This window comes from Mycobacterium sp. ELW1 (genome assembly GCF_008329905.1).
In the GTDB taxonomy this organism is placed as follows: Bacteria; Actinomycetota; Actinomycetes; order Mycobacteriales; family Mycobacteriaceae; genus Mycobacterium.
The window spans coordinates 3,543,909-3,560,246 of sequence record NZ_CP032155.1; the positions used below are offsets into that span (position 1 = coordinate 3,543,909).

Genomic DNA, 16,338 nt, shown 5'->3' on the forward strand with positions numbered 1-16,338 from the left:
GACTCAGGCGAGGTAGGCGACTGCGTCACGCAGCTGCTCCCCCGCTGCCCGGATCGCGGCGACGTCCGGTCCGGCGCGCAGGACCTCCCGGCTCACCGCGGGCAACACCTGCCCGGGCCGGGCGCCCCCGAGACCGCCGAGCGCCTCGGGGCGTCCGCCCTGGGCGCCGACGCCGGGCACCAGCACCGGCCCGCCGAGCTGACTGAGGTCAGGCACCACGTCCAGCGTGGCGCCGACCACGACGCCGACCGAGCCCAGCTGCGGCTGCTCCGCCCGGTTGATCGCGGCCGCGTCGTCGACGATCGCCTGCGCGACAGTGCGCTGCCCGGCCATGGCGCGCTGCACCGAGGCGCCTTCGGGGTTGGACGTCGCGGCCAGCACGAACACCCCGCGGCCGTTGTCCGCGGCCAGATCCAAAAGCGGTTGCAGCGAACCGAACCCGAGATACGGCGAGGCGGTGACGGCGTCGGCGGCCAAGGGTCCGTCGCCGGCCCACGCCTGGGCGTACGCCGCCATCGTCGACCCGATGTCGCCGCGCTTGGCGTCGGCGAGCACCAGGACACCGGCCTCCCGCAATGCGGCGATCGTGGTCTCGAGGACCGCGAAACCCGCTGAGCCGTAAGCCTCGAAGAACGCCACCTGCGGTTTGACGATCGCGAATCCGCTATAGGCCTGCACGCAGATCTCGCTGAACCGGGCCAGACCCTCGGCACTGACCGGCAGGCCCCAGGCGCGCAGCAGCTCCGGGTGCGGGTCGATGCCCAGGCACAGTGGACCGCGCTCGGTGATCGCGGCCGCCAGCCGGGCGCCGAACCCGCGCTCAGTCATCGGCCCATCTCAGTCATGACCCAGCGCGGCGTGCAGTTCCTGGAGCGAGCGCACATCGATGTCATCACGGATGCCGGCCTCGATACCCTGCACCGCCGCCGAGGCGCCCTGCACCGTGGTGATGCACGGGACGTTCATCGACACCGCCGCCGACCGGATCTCGTAACCGTCGATGCGCGGCCCGGAGTTGCCGTACGGGGTGTTGATCACCATGTTGACCTCGCCGGCGAGGATGGCGTCCACCGCCGACATCGCCGGGCGGCCGTCTCCTGGCTCCTCGAAATGCTTGCGCACGACATCGCACGGAATTCCGTTGCGCCGCAACATCTCCGCGGTGCCTTCGGTGGCGAGAACCCGGAAGCCGAGGTCGGCGAGACGTTTGACCGGGAAGACCAGCGAGCGCTTGTCCCGGTTGGCCACCGACACGAAGATCGTGCCGGTGCTGGGCAGCGATCCGTAGGCGGCGGTCTGGCTCTTGGCGAACGCGCTACCGAAGTCGCGGTCGATGCCCATCACCTCGCCGGTGGACTTCATCTCCGGCCCGAGCAGCGAGTCGATGCCGGTGCCGTCGGCCTTGCGGAACCGGTGGAACGGCAGCACCGCCTCCTTGACCGCGATCGGCGCGTTCGGCGCGGGGGTGGCGCCGTCGCCGGTGGCGGTCAGCACCCCTTCCGCGCGGAGCTGGGAGATGCTGGCGCCCAGCATGACTCGTGCGCACGCCTTGGCCAGTGGCACCGCGGTGGCTTTGGAGACGAACGGCACGGTTCGACTGGCCCGCGGGTTGGCCTCCAGGACATAGAGGATGTCGTCCTTGAGCGCGTACTGCACGTTGAGCAGTCCGACCACCCCCACACCGTGGGCGATGGCCTCGGTGGCCCGACGCACCGCCTCGATGTCGCTGCGGCCCAGCGTCACCGGCGGCAGTGCGCACGCCGAGTCACCGGAGTGGATGCCGGCCTCCTCGATGTGCTCCATCACGCCGCCGATGTAGACCTCGGTGCCGTCGCAGAGCGCGTCGACGTCGATCTCGATGGCGTCTTCGAGGAATCGGTCGACCAGGACCGGGTGTTCGGGTGAGAGCTGGGTGGCGCGGGTGATGTAGCCGTGCAACGTCTTCTCGTCGTACACGATCTCCATGCCGCGCCCGCCCAGCACATAGGACGGCCGCACCAGCACGGGGTAGCCGATCCTGGCCGCGATCTCGCGAGCCTGCTCGAAGCTGGTGGCGGTGCCGAATTTCGGTGCGGGCAGGCCGGCTTCGTGCAGCACCTGCCCGAAGCGGCCGCGGTCCTCGGCCAGGTCGATGGCCTCGGGCCGGGTCCCGACGATCGGCACCCCGGCGTCGGCAAGCCGCTGCGCCAGGCCGAGCGGAGTCTGCCCACCGAGCTGCACGATCACCCCGACCACACCCGGGCCGCCCTGCCCGGACTGCGATTCGGCGTGGTAGACCTCCAGGACGTCCTCGAAGGTGAGCGGCTCGAAGTACAGCCGGTCGGCGGTGTCGTAGTCGGTGGACACCGTCTCGGGGTTGCAGTTGACCATGACGGTCTCGAAGCCGGCCTCGCTGAGCGTGGTCGCGGCGTGCACGCAGCTGTAGTCGAACTCGATGCCCTGCCCGATCCGGTTCGGCCCGGAACCCAGGATCAGCACCTTCGGCCGCTCGGTCTGCGGGGCCACCTCGGTCTCGGCGGCCGGATCCAGCTCATAGCTGGAGTAGTGGTACGGGGTCTTGGCCTCGAACTCGGCCGCACAGGTGTCGACGGTCTTGAACACCGGGTGGATGCCGAGACGCCGGCGCAGCGCCCGAACACCGGCTTCCCCGGCCAATTCGGTGCGCAGCGAGGAGATCTGACGATCCGAGAGCCCACTGTGCTTGGCCCGGCGCAGCAGGTCCTCGTCGAGCACCGGGGCGTCGAGCAGCTCCTGGCGCAGCGCCACCAGACCGGCGATCTGCTCCACGAACCACGGGTCGACACCGGAGGCCGCCGCGGTCTCTTCCACACTGGCGCCCAGCCGCAGCGCCAACTCGATGTCGTAGAGCCGCCCCTCGGTCGGGGTGCGCAGCCGCTCCAGCACGTCGGATACCGGGCCGCCGTCGTCGGGACCGGTCCAGAAGCCCGCGCGGGTGGTCTCCAGCGAGCGCATCACCTTGCCGAGCGCCTCGACGAAGTTGCGGCCCAACGACATCGCCTCGCCGACCGACTTCATCGTGGTCGTCAGCGTCGCGTCGGCGCCGGGGAACTTCTCGAACGCGAATCGCGGCGCCTTGACCACCACGTAGTCCAGCGTCGGCTCGAAGCAGGCCGGCGTCTCCTTGGTGATGTCGTTGACGATTTCGTCGAGGGTGTAGCCGATCGCGAGCTTGGCGGCGATCTTGGCGATCGGGAACCCGGTGGCCTTCGACGCCAGCGCACTGGACCGCGACACCCGCGGGTTCATCTCGATCACGATGAGACGGCCGTCTTTCGGGTCCACCGCGAACTGGATGTTGCAACCCCCGGTGTCGACGCCGACCTCACGCAGGATCGCGATCCCCAGATCCCGCATGACCTGGTACTCGCGGTCGGTGAGCGTCATCGCCGGAGCCACCGTCACCGAGTCACCGGTGTGCACGCCCATCGGATCGAAGTTCTCGATCGAGCACACCACCACCACGTTGTCGTGGTGGTCACGCATCAGCTCGAGCTCGAATTCCTTCCAGCCGTAGATGGATTCCTCGATCAGCACGTTCGCGGTCGGCGATGCGGCCAGGCCGTCGCCGGCCATCCGCTCGACGTCCTCGACCGAGTACGCCATGCCCGAACCCAGGCCGCCCATCGTGAACGAGGGCCGCACGACGACCGGCAACCCCAGCTCGCTGACGGTGTCGCGGACTTCGGCCATGGTGTAGCAGACCCGCGACTTCGCCGATTCGCCACCGACTTTGGCGACGATGTCCTTGAACTTCTGCCGGTCCTCACCGCGCTGGATCGCGTCGAAGTCGGCGCCGATCATCTCGACGTTGTAGCGCTCCAGCGCGCCGTTCTCGTACAGCGCGACCGCGGTGTTCAGCGCGGTCTGTCCGCCCAGGGTCGCCAGCACGGCGTCGATCTTGTTGCCGCGCGCCGCCTGCTGGGCGATCACCTTCTCGACGAACGCCGGGGTGATCGGTTCGACGTAGGTGTGGTCGGCGTACTCGGGGTCGGTCATGATCGTCGCCGGGTTGGAGTTGATCAGGGTGACCTCGAGGCCCTCGGCGCGCAACACGCGACAGGCCTGGGTGCCGGAGTAGTCGAACTCGGCTGCCTGCCCGATCAGGATCGGGCCGGAGCCGATGACCAGGATGTGCTTGAGGTCGTCGCGACGTGGCATCTACTTCTCCCCCGCCATCAGGTCGATGAATTGGTCGAACAGGTAGTTCGCGTCATGTGGTCCTGCCGCGGCCTCCGGGTGGTATTGCACCGAGAAGGCCCGTCCGTCAACCAGTTTGATGCCCTCGACGACGCCGTCGTTGGCGCAGGTGTGGCTGACGATGGCCGGCCCGAAGTCGGTGTCGAACCGTTCGCCGGCTTCGCCTTCCAGCGCGAAGCCGTGGTTCTGTGCGGTGATCGCGACGGTGCCGGTCTGGTGATCGATCACCGGCACGTTGATGCCGCGGTGCCCGAACACCATCTTGTAGGTGGACCGGCCCAGCGCCCGGCCGAGGATCTGGTTGCCGAAGCAGATGCCGAACAGCGGGATTCCGGCGCCGAGCACCGCGCGGGTGACCTCGACGATGTGGTCGGCGGTCGCCGGGTCGCCGGGCCCGTTGGACAGGAACACCCCGTCCGGCCGCAGGTCGGCGATCTGCTCGAACGTCGCCCCGGCGGGGAGCACGTGGGTGGCGATGCCGCGTTTGGCGAAGTTGCGCGGGGTGTTGGTCTTGATGCCGAGGTCGATGGCCGCGACTGTGAAGCGTTGCGCGCCAACGGGAGAGACCGTGTAGACCGCGTCGGTCGACACCTGGCCGGCTAGGTCGGCGCCCAGCATCGAGGGCTGGTTGCGGACCCGGCTCAGCAATTCCTCGGTATCGGCGAGCGCCGGGCCGGAGAACACGCCGGCCTTCATCGAGCCGCGGGTGCGCAGGTGGCGCACCACCGCGCGGGTGTCGATGCCGGCGATCCCGACGATGCCCTGCCGGGTGAGTTCGTCCTCGAGTGTCCCGGTGGCGCGCCAGTTCGAGGCCCGCGGCGACGGGTCGCGCACGACGTAGCCGGCGACCCAGATCTTGTCGCCGCGACTCTCGGCGTCCTCGTGGTTCCAGCCGGTGTTGCCGATCTGCGGGGCGGTGGCCACCACGATCTGGCGGTGATAGCTGGGATCGGTGAGGGTCTCCTGATACCCCGACATCCCGGTGGAGAACACCGCTTCGCCGAGAGTCTCTCCGACAGCACCGAATTCGGTACCGGTGTAGACCCGCCCGTCCTCCAGTATCAGATGGGCTTTACCCGTCACGCTGCTTCTCCTGTTGTCGTCCACCGGGCGTAGTCGCGGCGGTCGTCGCCGCGAAAGCCCGTATCAATCTCGGTACCTGATGGCAGCCGCCACCGAATCGCCAGAATGCCTGCCGGCGATTCGGACTTGCTGCGGCCACCGGGGATGACCTTTCCCGCCAGTCCGCGCTCGGTACGGATGGCGGTGATGGCCTCGTGCGGAATCCAGATCGGCGTCGCCCCGGAACGCTCGAGGAGGATGCCCTCGGGATAGCCGGTCAACACCGCCTTGGACCGGTAGCCCAGGTCACCGGCGGCGATGCGTTCCAGCCAATTGGGTGCCAGCGTACTGCCGATATAGAGGCCGCGGGTCGGCGCGACGGTGGCAGAGCCGAGCAGGTCGGGCAGGGCGGGCAACTCGCCGAGCAGATCCATCTGGCGCCGGGCGCGCTGCTTCCAGCCGCGCAGCATTCGGCCGATGAGCACACCGATGATGACGACGATCACGAACGCGAAGACGAACGATCCGATCGCCGTACCGGTATTCATGCGGGGCTCTTCCCGTCCCGCGCCGTGACCACGCCGCGCAGCAAGGTCGCGGTGACCGTCGCCGGCAACGTCATCGCGGCGAACGGGGTGTTGGCCGAGCGGCTGGCCAGTTCGGCGCCCTCGACCACCCAGGTGGCGTCGGGATCGACGACGACGAGGTTGGCCGGCTCCCCCACCTCCAGTGGGCGGCCCTGGTCGTCGAGGCCGACGATGCGGGCCGGGTTCTCGCTCATCACCCGTGCGACGCCGCGCCAGTCCAGCAGGCCGGTGCGCACCATCGTCTCGACGACCACCGACAGCGCGGTCTGCAGACCGAGCATGCCGGGCCGGGCGCGGGAGAACTCACAGCACTTCTCGTGCTCGGCGTGCGGGGCGTGATCGGTGGCGACACAATCGAGCACCCCGTCGGCCAGCGCCTGGCGCAGGGCTTGGGCGTCGGCGGCCTCGCGCAGCGGCGGGTTGACCCGGTTCACGCCGTCGTAGCTGGCGAGCCTGCCGTCGTCGAGCAGCAGGTGGTGCGGGGTGACCTCGGCGGTGATCGAAATGCCTTGCTGCTTGGCCCATTTGATGATCTCGACCGTCCCGGCGGTGGACGCATGGCAGATGTGCACGCGGGCCCCGGCGTCGCGGGCCAGCAGCGCGTCCCGGGCGACGATCGATTCTTCGGCGGCCCGCGGCCAGCCGGCCAGGCCGAGCCGCGCGGCGTTGGGGCCTTCGTGCGCGACGGCACCGACGGTGAGGCGGGGCTCTTCGGCATGCTGGGCGATCAGCACACCCAGGCCGGTCGCGTACTCGAGCGCCCGGCGCATCACCAGCGGATCGTCCACGCACACACCGTCGTCGGAGAACAACTTGACCTGGGCGAGCCCGCCTGCCATCAGGCCCATCTCGGTGAGCTGCTTGCCCTTGAGGCCCACCGTCACCGCTCCCACCGGGTGCACGTCGACCAGGCCGACCTGCTGACCGCGCCGCCACACGTGGTCGGTCACCACCGGGCTATCGGCCACCGGGTCGGTGTTGGCCATCGCGAACACCGCGGTGTAACCGCCCAGAGCCGCAGCGGCCGAACCGGTTTCGATGTCCTCGGCGTACTCGCGGCCCGGCTCACGCAGGTGGGTGTGCAGGTCGACGAAGCCGGGCAGCAGCACCTGGCCGGTGGCGTCGATGACGTCGGCATCGTCGGGGACGGCAAGCTTCGGGCCGATCTCGGCGATCTGGCCGTCGGCCACCAGGACGTCGACCTGATCGCCGTCGCCGTAGAGGCGCACGCCCTTGATTAACACGCTCATACCGACACCGCCTCGTCCGTGCCGACCAGCAGATGGAACAACACTGCCATCCGGACATGCACACCATTGGAAACCTGTTGCAGCACAGCTGATTGCGACGAGTCCGCGGCCGCGAACGAGATCTCCATGCCACGCAGCATGGGGCCGGGGTGCAGCACCACCGCATGCCCGGGCAGCACCGCCTGCCTGCGGTCGGACAGCCCGTAGCGGATGGAGTACTCGCGCTCGGAGGGGAAGAATCCGCCGTTCATGCGTTCGGCCTGCACTCGCAACATCATCACCGCGTCGGCGCCGGGCAGTTCGGCGTCCAGATCGTGTGACACCGTCACCGGCCAGTCGGAGACCCCGACCGGCAGCAGCGTCGGCGGGGACACCAGCACCACTTCGGCGCCCAGGGTGGCGAGCAGGTTGACGTTGGAGCGGGCCACCCTGCTGTGCAGGATGTCGCCGACGATCACCACCCGGCGGCCTTCGATGTCACCGAGGCGCTGGCGCAGCGTCAGCGCGTCGAGCAGCGCCTGCGTCGGATGCTCGTGGGTGCCGTCCCCGGCGTTGATGACGCAGGGACCGGTGCCGTCGTCCTCCAGCGTCCATTCGGCCAGCTGTTGGGCGGCGCCGGAGGCCGGGTGGCGGATGATCAGCGCGTCGGCGCCGGCGGCGCGCAGCGTCAGGGCGGTGTCCCGCAAGGATTCACCCTTGGCCACCGAGGATCCCGAGGCGCTGACGTTGATCACGTCGGCGCTCATCCACTTGCCTGCCACCTCGAACGACACCCGGGTGCGGGTGGAGTTCTCGTAGAACATCGTGATGATCGTGCGCCCGCGCAGCGTCGGCAGCTTCTTGACCTCGCGCCCGAGCAGCGCCTGCCGGAACCGGTCGGCGTTGTCCAGGATGGCGGTGGCCTCGTCGCGGGTCAGGTCGGCCGCCGAGAGTAGGTGTCTGATCGTCATCTGGCGGGCCCTCCCTGCGGTGCGATCCAGATACCTTCCACGCCGTCGTCTTCGACCAGCCGCACCTTGACGTTCTCGCTGCGTGAGGTGGGCACGTTCTTGCCCACGTAATCCGCCCGCAGCGGCAGCTCGCGGTGCCCGCGGTCGACGAGGACCGCCAGCTGCACCACGGTGGGGCGGCCGATGTCGCGCAGGGCATCCAGCGCCGAGCGGACCGAGCGCCCGGTGTACAGCACGTCGTCGACCAGGATCACCAGGGCACCGTCGATTCCGCCGGCCGGGATGGAGGTCTCCTCCAGCGCGCGGGGCGGCTTGAAGTCCAGGTCGTCGCGGTAGAGCGTGATGTCCAGGCCACCGCGCTCGACGGTGACGCCGGAGAATTCATGGATCTTGGCGGCCAGCCGGTTCGCGAGGGTGACGCCCCGGGTCGGGATGCCGAGGAGGATGACGCGGGGCGCATCGGGGCCGTCGAGAGCGGTCTTCTCGATGATCTGGTGGGCGATGCGGGAAACGGTTCTACCGACGTCCGCATCGGACATCAATTCGCGGTCGGTGGAGCCCACGAGCTTTCCGGACCTCCTTCTCCGCCTCTCGGGACGGATCGTTAAAGGATGTCGAACTGTCGGGCAGCCTAACACCCCTTGCCGGCGGATCTCGAAACACGCCCGTCAGTAGAGTTCTTACGGTGAACCTCGCGGACAACCGCACCTCCGTCGTGCAGGCAGTCGATTCGGGACTACTGGCCGGGGCCGTCACCCTGGCCTGGCAGCGGGGAAACATGCTGCAGGTCAACGAGATCGGGTATCGCGACGTCGAAGCCGGTCTGCCGATGCAGCGCGACACGATCTTCCGGGTCGCTTCGATGACCAAGCCCGTGACGGTCGCGGCCGCGATGGCGCTCGTCGAAGAGGGCAAGCTCACACTGACCGATCCGGTCACCCGGTGGCTGCCCGAGCTGGCCGACATGCAGGTCCTGGTGGACCCGGCCGGCCCGCTGGACCGGACGGTGCCAACCCGCCGGCCGATCACGATCGACGACCTGATGACTCACCGCAGCGGGCTGGCCTACGTGTTCTCGGTGCTCGGCCCGATCAGCCGCGCCTACGGCCGGGTGTCGCTGCGCCAGGACCAGGATCACTGGCTCGCCGAGATCGCTCAGCTGCCGCTGGTGCACCAGCCCGGTGAGCGGCTCACCTACAGCCAGGCCACCGACGTGCTCGGCATCGCGATCTCCCGCATCGAGGGCAAACCGCTGCACACGGTCCTCGCCGAGCGGATCTTCGAGCCCCTGGGCATGTCCGACACCGGCTTCTTCATCTCCCCCGACAAGCGCGCCCGGGCCGCCACGATGTATCGCCTCGACCCCGAATCCGGCCTGCAGCACGACGCCATGGGGCCAATCCCGGTGACCGAGCCGCGGTTCTGTCAGGGCGGCGCCGGCCTGGTCACCACCGTCGACGACTACCTGCGCTTCGCCCGAATGCTGTTGGGCGGCGGTGACGTCGACGGGGTACGGGTCCTGTCGCCGGAGTCGGTGCAGTCGATGCGTACCGACAGGCTCACCGCGGAGCAGAAGCAGTTCCCGTTCCTGGGTCTTCCGTTCTGGGTGGGCCGTGGCTTCGGCTTGAACCTGTCGGTGGTGACCGATCCGGCGAAATCCGGCCAGTTGTACGGCCCCGGCGGGCTGGGCACGTTCAGCTGGCCCGGCGCGTACGGAACCTGGTGGCAGGCCGACCCGGCCAACGACCTGATCCTGATCTATCTGATCCAGAACTATCCGAACATGAGCGCGCCGGCCGAGGCGGTGGCCGGCAACACCTCGCTGGCCAAGTTGCAGTCGGTGCAGCCGAAGTTCGTCCGCCGTACCTACCAGGCGCTGGGCATCTAGCCGGCCCGACGCGGCCCGCGCACTCAGCCCCGCTTGGCCTTCGCAGCCGATTTCGGGGCCTTCGCGGCCGAATTCGGGCCGTTGGCAGCCGGTTTCGAGGCTTTGGCGGACGGCTTCGAGGCTTTGGCGGTCGTTCCCGTGATGTTCCCGTCGACGTCGTTGTCGGACGACCCAGTCATCCCCGGTCTGCCGGTGCTGCCCAACGGGCCGCCCTTGCCCCCGGCACCGCCGGCGCCGCCGCTCGCTTCGCCTGTGCCCCAGGTCGCCGACCCGCCGCCATCACCGCCGTTACCACCGCTCGACAGGGCAACGCCGCTGCCGCCGGCACCACCGTCACCGCCGAAAGCTCCGCCGTCGTCGGAGTAAGCGCCGCCGCCGTCGCCGCCGTGTCCACCGGCACCGATGCCGACCTTCCCGCCCGCGCCGCCGGGCCCGCCGACGCCCTGAGCGACGTTGTACGCGTCTCCATAACCGCCGTCGCCACCGTTGCCCGACGCCCCATAAGCCGCGTCACCGCCCCGGCCGCCTTCGCCGCCGAATGCGACGTCGGTAGCGTCGTCGCTGGTCGCCTCCGCGTCGCCGCCTTTGCCGCCCTTGCCGCCGGAACCGATCGTGCCGGCGCCACCAGCGCCGCCGTCGCCGGCAACGGCGTTGCCGCTCTCGGTGATGGCCTTCCCGCCGGCACCGCCACGGCCACCCGAGCCGGACACACCGCCCTTGCCGCCCACTCCGCCGTCGGCGCCGAACGCGTCTCCGATCGCCCGGGTGTCCGCACCGCCGGCGCCGCCCGAGCCGCCGTACCCGAACAGGGCCGCGCCCGCACCGCCGGCGCCTCCGTCGACCGCCGCTGACAGCTGGTTGCCATCTTCGTCGTACACGGCGTCCGCACCGTCGCCGCCGTCGCCGCCGATCCCCATGAACAGACCGGCATTACCGCCGCGGCCACCGTTGGCGCCATTGCCGCCGTTGCCGAACAGGATTCCGCCGTTGCCACCGTTGCACGCCGCACCCGTGCAGTCCGCCGGTGCGTCAAGGCCGTTGCCGATGAAGTAACGGACCATATCGGCAACCTCGGCGAGCGGGCCGGGTACGGCAGCCGCGAGGGCCGCAGTCTTGTGAGTCGAGGGGCCGACATGCACGGGGGCCCCTGCGAGGGTGAGGAAGACAAGGTCGGCGACCGGTGCCGTCGAGGTCGCCACGTCGGAAGTGCTGACGCTCGACACCGTCGCATGCGCGATGACCGCCGGCATCTGCACGGGTTGACGCACCCGAGACGGTGCGACGACCGACGCCCCCGTGCTGCGAGTAAGGGGGGCAGGCGCGGCCGGAACAGACGTGTAGGCCATCGGGACCGTGGCAGTGGAAGCAGCGGGCAGCTCGGCGGCAGGCGCGGCCGACTGCGTGACGGCTGGCATGACCACCGAACCGGCGACCACCACGCCGGTGATCACGGGCGGTGCGAACGTCCCCATGCACCGGCCGACGACCCCGCGGACGCCACGAGTTTGCGCCATTACCATTTCCCCCTGAGTTCAGTTGTGCGGCAGTCGTATTCGAAGAACGCGACGCTAGACTTTGATCGTTCTGGGAATCGCACGATTCTCGATGAAGAGTTCTGGAGTGCCGCCCGCAATGGGAACTTCCACCCGGACGTTGCTCAGGTAGATCGTCTGTACCGGCGTCTGCACCACCAGCGTGCCGGTCACAACGTCAACCGGAACTTTGGCCTCGACCCACCCCGTGGTGTGCGGCGGCAGCGGAACTTGCACCGTCTGAGTGGTGGTGAAGGTGTCGGTCCACGTGCTGGTGTATTCAGTGCTGACTTCAGCCTTGATCACGCCCAGTAGGTCGAACCCACCCTTGACGCCGCCCTTCAGGCTGGACGAGTACGCCTTCGAGACCGTAATGGCCACTGGTGAACTCGTGTCCTTGTCGGTGTTGTTGTGCACGACCGAACCGACCACCTGCGCCTGGCCGTGGCCACCGGTTACGACCTTCGAGTCCACCCATCGGCAGCTCACCCCAGATGCACTGCAGAGACCGACGAGCTTCTGTTGGCGATCTACCGGCAGGTTGGTCGCGTCGAGGGCAGAGTTACCAGCAGCGAGCACGAATACTGTCCGGCGGGCGTCCCCTTCGTCACCTTCCACCTTGCACCGGCTGGTATCGCAAATCGCCAGGCCGCCATTGCCGGTCACCGGCCGAGCCTGCCAATAGGTGTATTCCGCACGGACATCAATGATGGCGCCGTCGCTGTCCTTGAACGACAGGATCACATCGGTGTCCCGGAACGCCGTGGTCGTGAACAGTCCGAGGATCGAGGTGCGCTTCTGGGCGAGTTCGAGCGTGATCTTCTCGCCCGGAGCGACGATAGTGCCGACCGGAGGCGTCCTGACGATGGACCGTCCGGCGCCTTCGGGCGTGACGATCTTCACGTCGGTCAAGGTGAGCGACGTCGGCGCCATGTTGTAGATCGTGTAGAGCTGGAATCCCTTGGACGGGGTATCGGACGACCTCGTGTCGATTGTGGCGGCAGCCGTGCGCAGCGCGGCCAGACCCGCGGTCATGGAGCCGGCGGGGTTGGTGAACAAGGTCGTCACCGACTGCGAGAGTGCCGATTGCATGTGCTCCAGGTCCCGGCGCACGCCACCCAGCATTGCTTCAAGATCTGCTGGTGATGGAATCGCCGGAGCGCCACCACCTTTCAGCGACGCCAACGGATTGGACGCCGATCGCACGGTGGCGGCCTTGACCGATGCCGAGGTCTGCAATGCCGGCCGGGTGGCCGCGCCGGCCCGCACTGAACCAGACCGCGGCGTGTCCGACTTCGAGGCATCCGACTTCGATGTGGCCGGCTTCGACTTGGCGGCCGCGCGCTGCAGTCCCGCTGACTTTGACTCGGTACCGTGCGAGCCATTGTCATTGGATGACGGTGCTGCGGCGGCGATTCCGTGCCCGGTGGCCAGCGCGGCACCGAGTCCGGTCGCGACGGCCAAGCCACCGATCCGTGCGTAGCGCATTGCCGACTGGCGCGAAGAAGTTGCTCCCACGACCCAAACCCCCGATAACGATGTGCGATGAGACGACGCCTCCGTGGTGCAGAATGACAGCACCAGATGGCGAACCCGCGGAGTTACTGTAAACAGCAGTGGGTAGTTTGGCAACCGAAGATGAACTTATCTAAGTAAGTGCGCCATCACGCGCCTGGCCAAAGACCTAGGCAGAGAGCGTGATTTCAGCCATCACCCTCGACCCCACGATTTGGCGCTCATCAATGCAGCAAATTACGCTGCGAGACGGCGCGAATTGTGTTAAAGCACTGGTCTGACCTCACGGCAGCTCGACGGCCACTGCCGACGCTCCCGGGACCGGCCGGCTGACCCGAAGCCCGGCTTCTTCGGCGATGACGGCCGCGGCGGCCCAATCATGCTCGGCGAGATCGGTTTCGACGAACCCATCGATGGCGCCCTCGGCGACTGCACAGATCGCCAATGCCGCCGACCCGAAGATCCGCGCGTCGGTGTAGTCGCGCATGTGCTGCGCGGTCAACGTGAACTGCTCGCGCCGGACATCGGCGGAGTACGAGTACCCCATCCCCAGCAGACGCGCCCCTGCGCCGTTGTCGGGCCCGGCGAGCCGGCGCACTCCGGCGGCGTCGGCGAGCCAGGCACCCCCGCCGCGGTGCGCGAAGTACGTCTTACCCAACGCCGGCGCGACCACCGCCCCGGCGAGCCAGTCGCCGTCGGCATCCACCGCCCCTACACATGTTGCGTAGTACGGGATTCCCCGGGTGAAGTTGGTGGTTCCGTCGAGCGGATCGATCGACCACCGCACCGCAGCCGTCGGTCGTCCGGCCGGGGGCAGTTCCTCCCCGGTGATCTCGTCAGCGGGCCGCCGCGCCCCGATCACCCCGCGCACCGCATGCTCGGCGGCGACGTGGACGTTCGTGACCAGATTGCCCTGCTCCCCCTTGGTGGTGATCTGAAGATCGCCTCGGGCGCCTGCGGCGAGCACGTCCGCGCCGCTGCGGGCGGCCGCCAAGGCGACGTCGAGCAACTCAGCGGCGCTCAGGACTCCGGTCACGACTCGATCCGGGCGCCACTCGTCGCGTCAAATGCGTGGACTCCGCCGGGCCGCACCGACATCGTCACCACGGCCCCTTCGGTCAGGCCACCCAGCCCGGCCATGTCGACCACGCTGATCAGGGTGGCGCCAGGCGCCTCGACAGCGACGATGGCCCGCGGCCCCAGATGTTCGATGAGGGCCACCCTCCCGGTCGAGGCAGGCTCCACGTCAGCGTCGGCGGGTTCGATCACCAGATCCTCCGGGCGGAAGCCAAGCGTCACCGGATCCGCTTGGCGTCGAACAACGTTGCCCACCGCGAACACCAGACCGTCAGCGGAGCGGAAGACACCGCTGTCGATCACTCCGGGCACCAGGTTCATCTTGGGACTGCCGACGAATCCGGCGACGAAGGTGCTGGCCGGCTTGTTGTACACCTCCAGCGGGGCGCCCTGTTGCGCGATGCGGCCCTCGTTCATCACGACCATGCGGTCGGACAGCGTCATCGCCTCTTCCTGATCGTGGGTCACATACAGCGATGTGATGCCCAGCCGGCGCTGGATACGCAGCAACTCGGTGCGGGTTTCGACGCGGAGTTTGGCATCCAGATTGCTCAGTGGCTCGTCGAACAGGAACACCGAAGGCTCCCGGATGATCGCCCGGCCGATCGCGACGCGCTGCTGCTGACCGCCGCTGAGGTCCTTCGGCTTTCGCGACAGTGCACCGGTGAGGCCGAGTGTCTCGGCGACGGCCGCGGCACGATCGCGGGCTTCCTTCTTGGCGATTTTCTTGGCGCGCAGCGGAAACGCGATGTTCTGCTCGACGGTCAGGTGCGGGTACAGCGCGTAATTCTGGAACACCATGGCGATGTCGCGGTCCTTGGGTTCCAGTGCGGTGACGTCCTTGTCGCCGATCCGGATGGTGCCCGCGGTGACGGGTTCCAGGCCGGCCAGCATCCGAAGCGACGTCGACTTACCGCATCCCGACGGACCCACCAACACCGTGAATGACCCGTCCGCCATCTCGAGATCGAGGTCATGGACGATGCGAGCATCGCCGTAGGCCTTGTTCACACCACTGAAAGTGACTGTAGCCATGCTGTTTTCGTTCTCTCCTGCCGTGCTAGGTCTTGACCGCGCCGCCGCTGATGCCCTGGACCAGGCGGCGCTGAACAAAGAAGCTCGCGATGACGACCGGGACGACGGCGATCAGGATCGCCGCGCACATCGATCCGATCTGCACTCCGCGGAACGTGTTGAATCCGGCGATCGCCACCGGGAGAATCTTCGCGTTGCCCGGCGCCAGGATCAGCCCGTAGAACATGTCGTTCCACGACAAGGTGAAGCCGAAGATCGCCGATGCGCCGATACCGGGCAACACCTGCGGTAAGACCACCAGCAGGAATGCCCGAAACCGGCCGAAGCCGTCGACTCGGGCCTGCTCTTCGATGGATTTCGGCACCGCCTCGAAGAACCCGATGAGAAACCACGTCACCACCGGCGCGACGAAGCTCAGGTGCGCGAAGATCACGGGTACCAGGCTGTCCTGCAGGCGAAGCGCATACGCCATGGTCAGGAACGGGAAAACCAGCACGGCCGGTGGAATCATCTGGGCGGCAAGCAGTCCGAATCGGGTAGCGGTGCCGCCGGCCCGATAGGCGGTGATCGCGTAGGCACCCATGCAACCGACCACCAGGCTGATCGCCACACTGATGAATGCCACTCCGAAGCTGCGGGCCGCCGCGTCGAGAATCCCCGAGGACAGCACCGAACGCCAGCTGTCCAAATTCGGGCTGAACAGGACCAGAGCCGGATCATTGAGCTGCACAGGCGTTTTGAGGCTCGCGAGGATGATCCAGGCGATCGGCATGACCACCACGACGACGCCGACCCACAACACCACGATGCGGGCCAGGGTGTATCCCTTCACGCTGCTCATGCGTCGCGGTTCCTCTCCAGCAGCCGGAATGTGAGCACAACCGCGGTCAGCACCACGGCGAGCACCACGAACGCCATCGAGGCCGCGCTGCCGAGCCGGAAGAACTGCACGCCGGTCTGGTAGGTGAAGTACTGCAGTGTCTGGGTTTCGGTGCCGGGACCGCCTTTGGTGGTGGCGTAGACGTATTCGAAGACCTTCATCGCGTCCAGCGCCCGCAGGAGCACGGCGACGGCCAGCACGGGCCGTAGCAGCGGCAGGATAACGCGCCAGAACACGTACCAGGGCGGTGCGCCGTCCACGCGGGCCGCCTCCAGTGGCTGTTTGGGGATCGATTCCAGGCCGGCGAGCAGCAGGTCTTCTCCGTTCAGAAGCCCGTTATCGCG

At 68.2% G+C, this 16,338-nt stretch carries 14 protein-coding genes and 1 pseudogene; 2 read left to right on the forward strand and 13 right to left on the reverse strand.

Annotated features, from left to right (window positions below; all coding sequences use genetic code 11):
• Positions 1 to 3: 3 nt before the first annotated feature.
• Genes pyrF through pyrR form a run of 7 tightly spaced genes read right to left on the reverse strand, consistent with a single transcriptional unit; the run spans position 4 to position 8,630 of the window.
• The gene (gene pyrF / locus D3H54_RS16690) at positions 4 to 828 is read right to left on the reverse strand and encodes an orotidine-5'-phosphate decarboxylase (RefSeq protein ID WP_149379988.1); all 825 of its coding nucleotides are present in this window, start codon (positions 826 to 828) and stop codon (positions 4 to 6) included.
• 9 nt (positions 829 to 837) lie between these two features.
• Positions 838 to 4,179 carry a carbamoyl-phosphate synthase large subunit gene (gene carB, locus D3H54_RS16695; RefSeq protein ID WP_149379989.1) on the reverse strand — a complete coding sequence of 1,114 codons (3,342 nt, stop codon included), beginning with the start codon at positions 4,177 to 4,179 and terminating at the stop codon, positions 838 to 840.
• Entirely contained in the window at positions 4,180 to 5,301 is a 1,122-nt protein-coding gene (gene carA, locus D3H54_RS16700; protein ID WP_149379990.1) for a glutamine-hydrolyzing carbamoyl-phosphate synthase small subunit, read from the reverse strand.
• Positions 5,298 to 5,828 (reverse strand): PH-like domain-containing protein, encoded by a 531-nt coding sequence (locus tag D3H54_RS16705; protein WP_149379991.1) that lies wholly within the window; start codon positions 5,826 to 5,828, stop codon positions 5,298 to 5,300. Before D3H54_RS16705 ends, carA begins: the two co-directional genes overlap by 4 nt.
• Positions 5,825 to 7,117 (reverse strand): dihydroorotase, encoded by a 1,293-nt coding sequence (locus tag D3H54_RS16710; protein WP_149379992.1) that lies wholly within the window; start codon positions 7,115 to 7,117, stop codon positions 5,825 to 5,827. Before D3H54_RS16710 ends, D3H54_RS16705 begins: the two co-directional genes overlap by 4 nt.
• Positions 7,114 to 8,067 (reverse strand): aspartate carbamoyltransferase catalytic subunit, encoded by a 954-nt coding sequence (locus D3H54_RS16715; protein WP_149379993.1) that lies wholly within the window; start codon positions 8,065 to 8,067, stop codon positions 7,114 to 7,116. The genes D3H54_RS16710 and D3H54_RS16715 overlap by 4 nt, the downstream gene beginning before the upstream one ends.
• A complete protein-coding gene (gene pyrR, locus D3H54_RS16720; RefSeq protein WP_149379994.1) occupies positions 8,064 to 8,630 on the reverse strand; it encodes a bifunctional pyr operon transcriptional regulator/uracil phosphoribosyltransferase PyrR in 567 nt (188 codons plus the stop codon). Before pyrR ends, D3H54_RS16715 begins: the two co-directional genes overlap by 4 nt.
• Positions 8,631 to 8,752: 122 nt before the next feature.
• On the opposite strand from pyrR, the gene D3H54_RS16725 reads away from it, so the two are divergent.
• Positions 8,753 to 9,955, forward strand: coding sequence for a serine hydrolase domain-containing protein (locus D3H54_RS16725; RefSeq protein WP_149379995.1), 1,203 nt, complete (start codon positions 8,753 to 8,755; stop codon positions 9,953 to 9,955).
• Between the two features lie 23 nt (positions 9,956 to 9,978).
• On the opposite strand, the gene D3H54_RS31270 is transcribed toward D3H54_RS16725, so the two are convergent.
• Together D3H54_RS31270 and D3H54_RS16740 are read right to left on the reverse strand one after the other, a co-directional pair.
• Complete coding sequence (locus tag D3H54_RS31270) at positions 9,979 to 11,469, reverse strand: hypothetical protein (RefSeq protein ID WP_168214892.1); 1,491 nt, start codon at positions 11,467 to 11,469, stop codon at positions 9,979 to 9,981.
• 54 nt (positions 11,470 to 11,523) lie between these two features.
• On the reverse strand, positions 11,524 to 12,672 hold the full coding sequence (locus tag D3H54_RS16740) for a hypothetical protein (protein WP_149379997.1): 1,149 nt from the start codon (positions 12,670 to 12,672) through the stop codon (positions 11,524 to 11,526).
• Positions 12,673 to 12,703: 31 nt separating this feature from the next.
• Between D3H54_RS16740 and D3H54_RS16745 the strand changes: the two genes are divergently transcribed.
• Positions 12,704 to 12,970 carry a hypothetical protein gene (locus tag D3H54_RS16745; RefSeq protein ID WP_149379998.1) on the forward strand — a complete coding sequence of 89 codons (267 nt, stop codon included), beginning with the start codon at positions 12,704 to 12,706 and terminating at the stop codon, positions 12,968 to 12,970.
• 315 nt (positions 12,971 to 13,285) lie between these two features.
• Here the strand turns inward: D3H54_RS16745 and D3H54_RS16750 are convergent, their stop codons facing one another.
• The 4 genes and pseudogenes from D3H54_RS16750 to D3H54_RS16765 form a co-directional block, all read right to left on the reverse strand.
• Positions 13,286 to 14,038: an inositol monophosphatase family protein gene (locus tag D3H54_RS16750; RefSeq protein ID WP_149379999.1), complete on the reverse strand. Its 753-nt coding sequence runs from the start codon at positions 14,036 to 14,038 to the stop codon at positions 13,286 to 13,288.
• On the reverse strand, positions 14,035 to 15,114 hold the full coding sequence (locus D3H54_RS16755; protein WP_149380000.1) for an ABC transporter ATP-binding protein: 1,080 nt from the start codon (positions 15,112 to 15,114) through the stop codon (positions 14,035 to 14,037). Before D3H54_RS16755 ends, D3H54_RS16750 begins: the two co-directional genes overlap by 4 nt.
• A gap of 25 nt (positions 15,115 to 15,139) precedes the next feature.
• Positions 15,140 to 15,955 carry a carbohydrate ABC transporter permease gene (locus D3H54_RS16760; protein WP_149380001.1) on the reverse strand — a complete coding sequence of 272 codons (816 nt, stop codon included), beginning with the start codon at positions 15,953 to 15,955 and terminating at the stop codon, positions 15,140 to 15,142.
• Positions 15,952 to 16,308, reverse strand: a pseudogene (locus tag D3H54_RS16765) (carbohydrate ABC transporter permease); the annotation flags it as partial. The gene D3H54_RS16760 and the pseudogene D3H54_RS16765, both read right to left, overlap by 4 nt.
• Positions 16,309 to 16,338 lie beyond the last annotated feature (30 nt).